The sequence below is a fragment of the Dapis hubbardiae BLCC-M172 genome (assembly GCF_050016015.1).
In the GTDB taxonomy this organism is placed as follows: domain Bacteria; phylum Cyanobacteriota; class Cyanobacteriia; order Cyanobacteriales; family Microcoleaceae; genus Trichodesmium.
In genome coordinates, this window is sequence record NZ_JBNHEQ010000231.1 from 13666 (window position 1) to 21117 (window position 7452).

A 7452-nucleotide genomic window follows, 5' to 3' on the forward strand; every position below is an offset into this window, starting at 1 on the left:
TTATCTGAGCTTTCTGCTGACTAACCCCAAATTATTTGTGAAAAAAACTGTAGGGGTTTGGTCTCCAAACCAAAGCAAAAGTTGAGTAGAGTTTATCTGAGCTTTCTGCTGACTAACCCCAAATTATTTGTGAAAAAAACTGTAGGGTTTTGGTCTCCAAACCAAAGCAAAAATGGCATTTGCAAACCAAACCTTTACTATAAAATATGATAACCTATTTAAGATTGCTATATCAATTTCCTCCTAGAAATTTTTCTCTCTTCCTTCTTCCTTCTTCCTTCTTCCTGCTTCCTTCTTACTTGAAAAATGAAACAAATACTCAAAAAAAAATTTATTATTTTCGTCTTACAAATTTTTATCTTAGGCTTAATTTTTGGAATTTCCTATACCCAAGACCCTTTATATACATCAAATCAACATACTAAATTTTTACAAGGATTATCCCAAGCTAGTTTAGGTTATTTAAACAAAGATTGGTTAGCTAATACATTAGACCCTCTACCTGCTTTTACTTTTTTAGTTAAAATCACTTATGCCTACTTACATCAAAATTTTTTCTACTTTTATTACATCCTAATTTTTGGCATCTATGTTTATAGTATGCTTGGCATTGCCTCAGTAATTTTTCAAATTAATAGTTCTCGACTAAAACTGCTAATTTACTTTCTCCTTATCCTGACTATCCACTGTATACAAATCAGAATTTTTGACTTGAAAACTCATGTACATCTCCACTATGGTTTAGCAGAACAATATATTCTCGGAGGATATTTTCAACCCTGTACATTTGGAGTATTAATTATCTTTTCCATCTATGGCTTTCTGAGAAATAAACCTTTTTTAGCAGTCTTAGCTTTAGGAATAGCTGCAACATTTCATCCCGCATATCTCCCTAGTGCCGCTTTACTAACTTTAGCTTATATGATTGTCACTTATAAAAATGAAAATAATCTCCAAAAATCATTATTAATAGGTACATTTTCATTCATCTTAGTTTTACCAGTAGTCAGTTATATGACTATTACTTTTAAACCCACATCTCCCGAACTTTTTCAAATATCTGAAAGTTTACTTGTCAATAGAATTCCTCATCATTCCTTCCCCAATATTTGGTTAACCGAACCTGCTGCACCTATCCAGATTTTAGTAGTAGCGATCGCTCTCTATCTTCTCCGCAAAACTAGACTATTTTTTATCTTATTTTTTCCCTTTACTACGGCAGTTATTCTGACAGTAATTAAAATTTTTTCTAGCAGCAATACTTTAGCATTTCTGACCCCCTGGCGTGTCTCTGCTTTTTTAGTTCCGATTTCTACTTGTATGATATTGGCTTATATTTTGGCTCTTGTTTTTGACAGGTATTATCTTTGGATTAGGCAATACAAAAAACCGATAGAAATTTTATCTATCGTAGCAATATATCTGTTCATTCTTTCAGGAGTGGGAATGCAATTAGAGAAACTAACTATTAATCAGGAAGATACACCAATTATTATGGAATATGTCAAAGAAAATAAACAACCAGATGATACTTATTTAGTTCCCATAGCTTCTGGTAAATTTGTTGATTTTAGAATTGCCACAGGTGCGCCAATTTTAATTAATCTCAAGTCTCATCCCTACAAAGATATAGAAGTTATTGAATGGCATAACAGATTATTAATGGCACAACAATTTTATGATAATTATGGTATAGCTAAATGTCAGGCTTTGCAGAATTTAATTGATAAATATACGATAACTCATATCATTGTTGAAAATGATGATTCTGTTAACTGTCTAGGAGTAGAAAAAAGTTATATGGATAATTTATATAAGATGTATAAAGTAATTCATAAATAACTAATAAGTTATAGCAGTATAAAATGATTTGTGAAAAAAACTGTAGGGTCTTAGTTTCCAAATCCCATCTTTGCACTTGGTTTTGAGACCAAACCCCTACGATAATGATAAGATATTACAACACAAGCACAAATTGCTATATAATTTAAACTGTGAATATAGATGTTCATTTTCCCAAGTATATGATAGTTTTCCAACATTTCTCTGTTGCCTAATTCCCAGATTTTTTTTCACAACTATTCAAAGTAATGCTATAGTATTTCTCAAGTTATTGAGGTAAAGATGAAATGTTACCCTATGAATAAATCTCATAGGGTTTTTTAACTATTCTTTATCAAATGATTTGTGCAAAAAACCTGTAGGGGTTTGGTTTCCAAATCCCATCTTTGCACTTGGTTTTGAGACCAAAACCCTAGGATAATATATTACAACACAAGCACAAATTGCTATATAATTTAAACTGTGAATATAACTTTTCATTTTCCAAAGTATATGATAGTTTTCCAGAATTTCTCTGTTGCCTAATTCCCAGATTTTTTTTCACAACTATTCAAAGTAATGCTATAGTATTTCTCAAGTTATTGAGGTAAAGATGAAATGTTACCCTATGAGATTTATTCATAGGGTTTTTTAACTATTATTTCTATTCTATTTATCCGTACATCCATGGCAAAATCTCTGTCTTGCCGTGCCATGCTTTCTTTTTTTAAATCAATTTAAAAATGCTCCCCAAAAAATATTATTTTACTTGGTTAAAAATATTTATTACCATCATCCTAGTCTTAGGGATATTTTTCAGATTTATCAATATTGACCGTAAAGTTTACTGGTACGATGAAACAATTACATCCTTAAGAATTGTCAGTTACACCAGGGGAGAATTTAAAGACTTAATCTCAAATCAAGGTACTATTAGCATTGCCGAATTACAACAATATCAAGATATTAATCCTGATAAAAACACAATTAATCTTATCAGTTCCCTAGCCAGAGATAATCCCGAACACTTACCAATTTATTTTGTACTTTTGAGGTGGTGGGTGAAATTATTCGGTAACTCTGTAACTGTAATTAGAAATTTCTCAGCCATAACGAGTTTACTAATTTTTCCCTGTATTTATTGGCTATGTCGAGAATTATTTGGCAAATCATTAATAGGATGGGTAGCAATTTCTCTCACAGCAATTTCTCCAATTTTAGTATTATATGCTCAAGAAGCACGGGCTTATAGTCTTTTTTCAGTAGTCGTTTTATTATCAAGTATTGCCTTACTTCGAGCAATGCGAATTAACACTAAACGTACCTGGCAAATTTATATAGCAAGTCTCATATTTGCTCTATATACTCATCTTTTTTCTGTATTAGTAGCCTTCGGTCATGGATTATATGTAATCCTCATTGAAAAATTAAAGCTAACCCAGAAACTCAAATCCTATTTACTAGCATCTTTATACGGATTTTTAGGATTTTTACCTTGGCTAATCTTGATAATTAATCATTTTGACGGCATCAATTGGGTTTCCAAAAATCTGCCATTCTTAGATTTGTTAAAAAGATGGTTTATCAATCTAGGTTTTACATTTGTTGATATTCAAATTGGTTCGTCTGACAGATTATTCGATGTCAAGAAACTTGTTTTTGATAATAATGCTTTATTACAATTAAATACTATCTGGCCGTACATCTTGGCATTGGTTTTAGTATTAGTTATCTACTCTATTTATTTCCTCCTAAAAAATGCACCTCGACAGGCAAATATTTTTATTTTAACCTTAATGGCAGTCACCCCAATATGTTTAACAATTCCCGACTTAATATCTGGCGGACAACGTTCTACTATTCCTCGTTATTTAATTCCAGCTTATTTAGGAATTCAATTGTCAGTGGCTTATTTATTAGGAACAAAACTGACTAAATTTACAAAGCAAATCGAGCATAAATTTTGGCAAATAGTGACTGTAATTGTAATTTCTTTAGGCATCATATCTTGTGGAATTAGTTCTCAAGCTGAGACTTGGTGGCATAAATATAGTAGTTATTATGATCCTCAAGTCGCCAGAATAATTAATCAAACAAGTCAGCCACTTATTATTAGTAATCATTCTGTAAGATTAGCTACTCTAGGATATATGTTGAGACCAGATGTGAAAGTTTTATTCATCGAAGAACCAGAAGTTCCAAAAGTTCCAGAAGGTTTTACCGATATATTTGTATTTCGTCCTGAATGGAGTTTAATTTCAGGATTAGAAACACAAGAAAATTCTCAATTAGAGTTAGTTCATAACTTTGGAGAACTTTGGATTTTAAGTAAGAGTAAGGAAGAATAAGATTAAGTAGATAGGCGCAAATAAACTTCACTATTTAACAAAAATTTGATGTAGTCAAAACTCTTGATATTGCTTGCTTCCACTCCGTTCCAGTCGCAATGACGTAGTTTTCAATAATTAATAATTAATAATTACCTCTGATTTTTAAGAATAGGATTGGTTAAAAGGATTTTTTCCTTTAAATGAGAGGCTTTAAACCCGAATTTTTTGGTAATTTTTTTTTCACTTATCTACTTAATTATTTGAGTAAATATTTACTACTTATTCAGACTAATAGACATCTCCAATAATAAAAAATAAAATAAATTATCCGTTGGAAGTCATCTATTATTTCTCCTTACTCCCTGCTTTGTAAGGATGTTGCATGCAACGTCCCTACTCCCTCTTTTCTGGAGATGTCTAATTCTATAGGAATTTTGGCGTTGCTGAATCAAGGTATGAAAGTATAAACTTAATAATCTCAAGTATTTGTTATTCCATAGTTTAGCAATTGCCAAAAAATACAAATCATACCCACGCATCAGCAACACCGAATTTTAATATCTGGCGATATACGTTATAATATTGAGTTTATAAACAGTCTATAATTATTGGAAACTTTTCTGATCAAACTACTAATTAGTAATGTCTGAAAATAATTCTCTCATCGGACAAATTCTACGTCAACGTTATCAAGTTCTTGAAAAATTAGGCAAAGGTGGTGGGTTTGGTGAAACTTATCTCGCAGAAGATTTAGATATACCCCAAATTCCTAAACCAAGATGTGTCGTGAAGCGACTAAAACCTACACAAAAAAATGCAAAAGTTAAGAGTTTATTTGAGCAAGAAGCTCGAACTCTGAATAAGCTGGGAACACATGAGCAAATTCCAACTTTATATGCTTATTTTGAACATGACGATGAATTTTATCTAGTTCAAGAACTTATAGATGGTAATGACTTAACTAAAGAAATAAATCACGGTTGGAATGAATCTAAAGTCATAGAATTTTTAGCAGAAATTCTGGAGTTACTAATTTTTGTTCACGATAATAATGTGATTCATCGCGATATTAAGCCAGGCAATATTATGAGGCGCAAAAGTGATGGAAAATTAGTATTAATTGACTTTGGAGCTGTTAAAGAAGTCAGGACAATAGTAGTTGGTGATGATGGGCAACCTACTAGCACTATTACTATCGGAACTCCTGGTTATATGCCTGTGGAACAATTACAAGGTAGACCTCAATTTGCTAGCGATATTTATGCAGTTGGAGTAACTGCTATTCAAGCTTTAGTCAGAAAATCTCCTCAACATTTTCCCCATAATATTTCTGGAGAAATAGATTGTGAAACTATACTTTCTGGTATTAATGATGACCTAGCCAATATATTAATAAAAATGGTAAAAGTTAACTGGCATCAACGTTACTCAAATGCTAAAGTTGCTTTGACAGAATTATTAAATATCAAACCAAATTTAGACTTATTAATAAGTCAGCAAGAACAGGCAGAAACTATTAAAATATCTCCTCCAATTAGTAGTAATAATATAACTCAGGTTCCCGAATCACAATTAGAACCTCCTTCAGGTCAAGTTCCTCTAAATTCTCCTTTTTATATCGAGCGATCGCCTATTGAGTCAGAATGTTTTCAAGCTATTCTGAAGCCAGATGCTCTAATTAGAATTAAAGCTCCTCGGCAAATGGGAAAAAGTTCTTTATTATCCCGAATTTTAGCTCATGCTAGTCAACAAGATTATCGGACAGTTTATTTGAATTTTCAAACTATAGATCCAGAATTCCTAGAGAATTTAGACAAATTTTTGCAGTGGTTTTGTGCGAATGTTAGTGATGAATTGGGTTTAGAGGAGCAGTTAGAAAAATATTGGAAAAAAGTTTTAGGAGTGAAAAAGCGATGTACTAAATATTTTGATAAATACCTGTTGAATGAAATTAAAACGCCGATAGTTTTGGGGTTAGATGAAGTTGACAAAATTTTCCAAAATCCTGATTTAGCAACACAATTTTTTGCCTTATTAAGAGCTTGGCACGAACAAGGTAAAAATAATCCTGATTGGCAAAGATTACGATTAATAATTGTTCACTCTAAAGAGGTTTATATTCCTCTAAATATTAATCAATCTCCCTTTAATGTAGGATTAGGAATTGAGTTACCAGAATTTAACTTAGAACAGGTCAAAGATTTAGTACAAAGACATGGCTTAACCTGGTCTGACGAACAAATAGAAAAATTGATGGAAATGTTAGGAGGACATCCCTATTTAGTACGTTTAGCACTCTATGAAATTGCTAGCCTAAAAATGACTTTAGAACGACTTTTAGAATTAGCACCAACTGATGAAGGACCTTACTATAATCACTTGCATAGACATTTGTTGAACTTGCAAAAAGATGAAAATTTACAGACAGCAATTACCAAAGTTGTTAATGCAGAAACTCCTGTGGAAGTTGGTACAATTGAAGGCTTTAAATTACGCAGTATGGGATTAGTTAAATTTCGGGGAAATGCTGTTGTGCCATTGTGTGGTTTATATAGAAAATATTTTCAAGTTCACGTTTAACAGTTATCAGTTATCAGTTATCAGTTATCAGTTAGTAAGAATTGGTATAAAGAAAGTAGGTTGGGTAGAGCGACAGCGAAACCCAACAAAATAAGGTAATACCATCTTTGATAATAGATAATTTTTTGTGTACTTGCTAATAATCTAATAGTTGGGTTTTTCCGTTGGAAATGCTCCGCAAACGTTCCTCAACCCAACCTACTAAATTAAGTAGGTAGGTGGGAAAATTTACAAGTACGTCATTGCGACTGGAACGGAGTGGAAGGAAGCAATCTCAAAGGTTTGGACTGCATCAACATTTCGTTATATAGTGAAGTTTATTTGCGCCTACCTACTTATATTAACTATGAATAATTACGAATATTATAAGCGAAAATCAACAAAATAAGGCAATACCATCTTTGATAATAGATAATTTTTTTGTGTACTTGCTAATAATCTAATAGTTGGGTTGAGGAACGAAACCCAACCTACTAAATTAATTAATGATAAATAACTATGAATAACTACGAATATTATATCGGTGGTAGTCTCCCAATTCATGCCACAACTTATGTCAATAGACAAGCGGATAACGATTTATATCAAGGTTTGAAAAATGGAGATTTTTGTTATGTTTTAAATTCCCGACAAATGGGTAAGTCTAGTTTGCGAGTCAAAACTATACAACGTTTACAACAAGAAAATATTGCCTGTGTCAGTATTGATATGACAGAAATAG

Annotated in this window: 4 protein-coding genes; all 4 read left to right on the top strand. The window is 31.9% G+C overall.

Translation table 11 applies throughout. The features are described 5' to 3' along the window. Positions 1 to 306 precede the first annotated feature (306 nt). Complete coding sequence (locus ACP6PK_RS21560; RefSeq protein WP_426562510.1) at positions 307 to 1842, top strand: DUF6798 domain-containing protein; 1536 nt, start codon at positions 307 to 309, stop codon at positions 1840 to 1842. 722 nt (positions 1843 to 2564) lie between these two features. Then, positions 2565 to 4169, top strand: coding sequence for a glycosyltransferase family 39 protein (locus ACP6PK_RS21565; RefSeq protein ID WP_426562512.1), 1605 nt, complete (start codon positions 2565 to 2567; stop codon positions 4167 to 4169). A gap of 624 nt (positions 4170 to 4793) precedes the next feature. Then, on the top strand, positions 4794 to 6731 hold the full coding sequence (locus ACP6PK_RS21570; protein WP_426562514.1) for an AAA-like domain-containing protein: 1938 nt from the start codon (positions 4794 to 4796) through the stop codon (positions 6729 to 6731). Positions 6732 to 7229: 498 nt separating this feature from the next. Then, positions 7230 to 7452, top strand: a 223-nt coding sequence (locus ACP6PK_RS21575) for an AAA-like domain-containing protein (RefSeq protein WP_426562516.1), incomplete at its 3' end; no start/stop codon positions are given.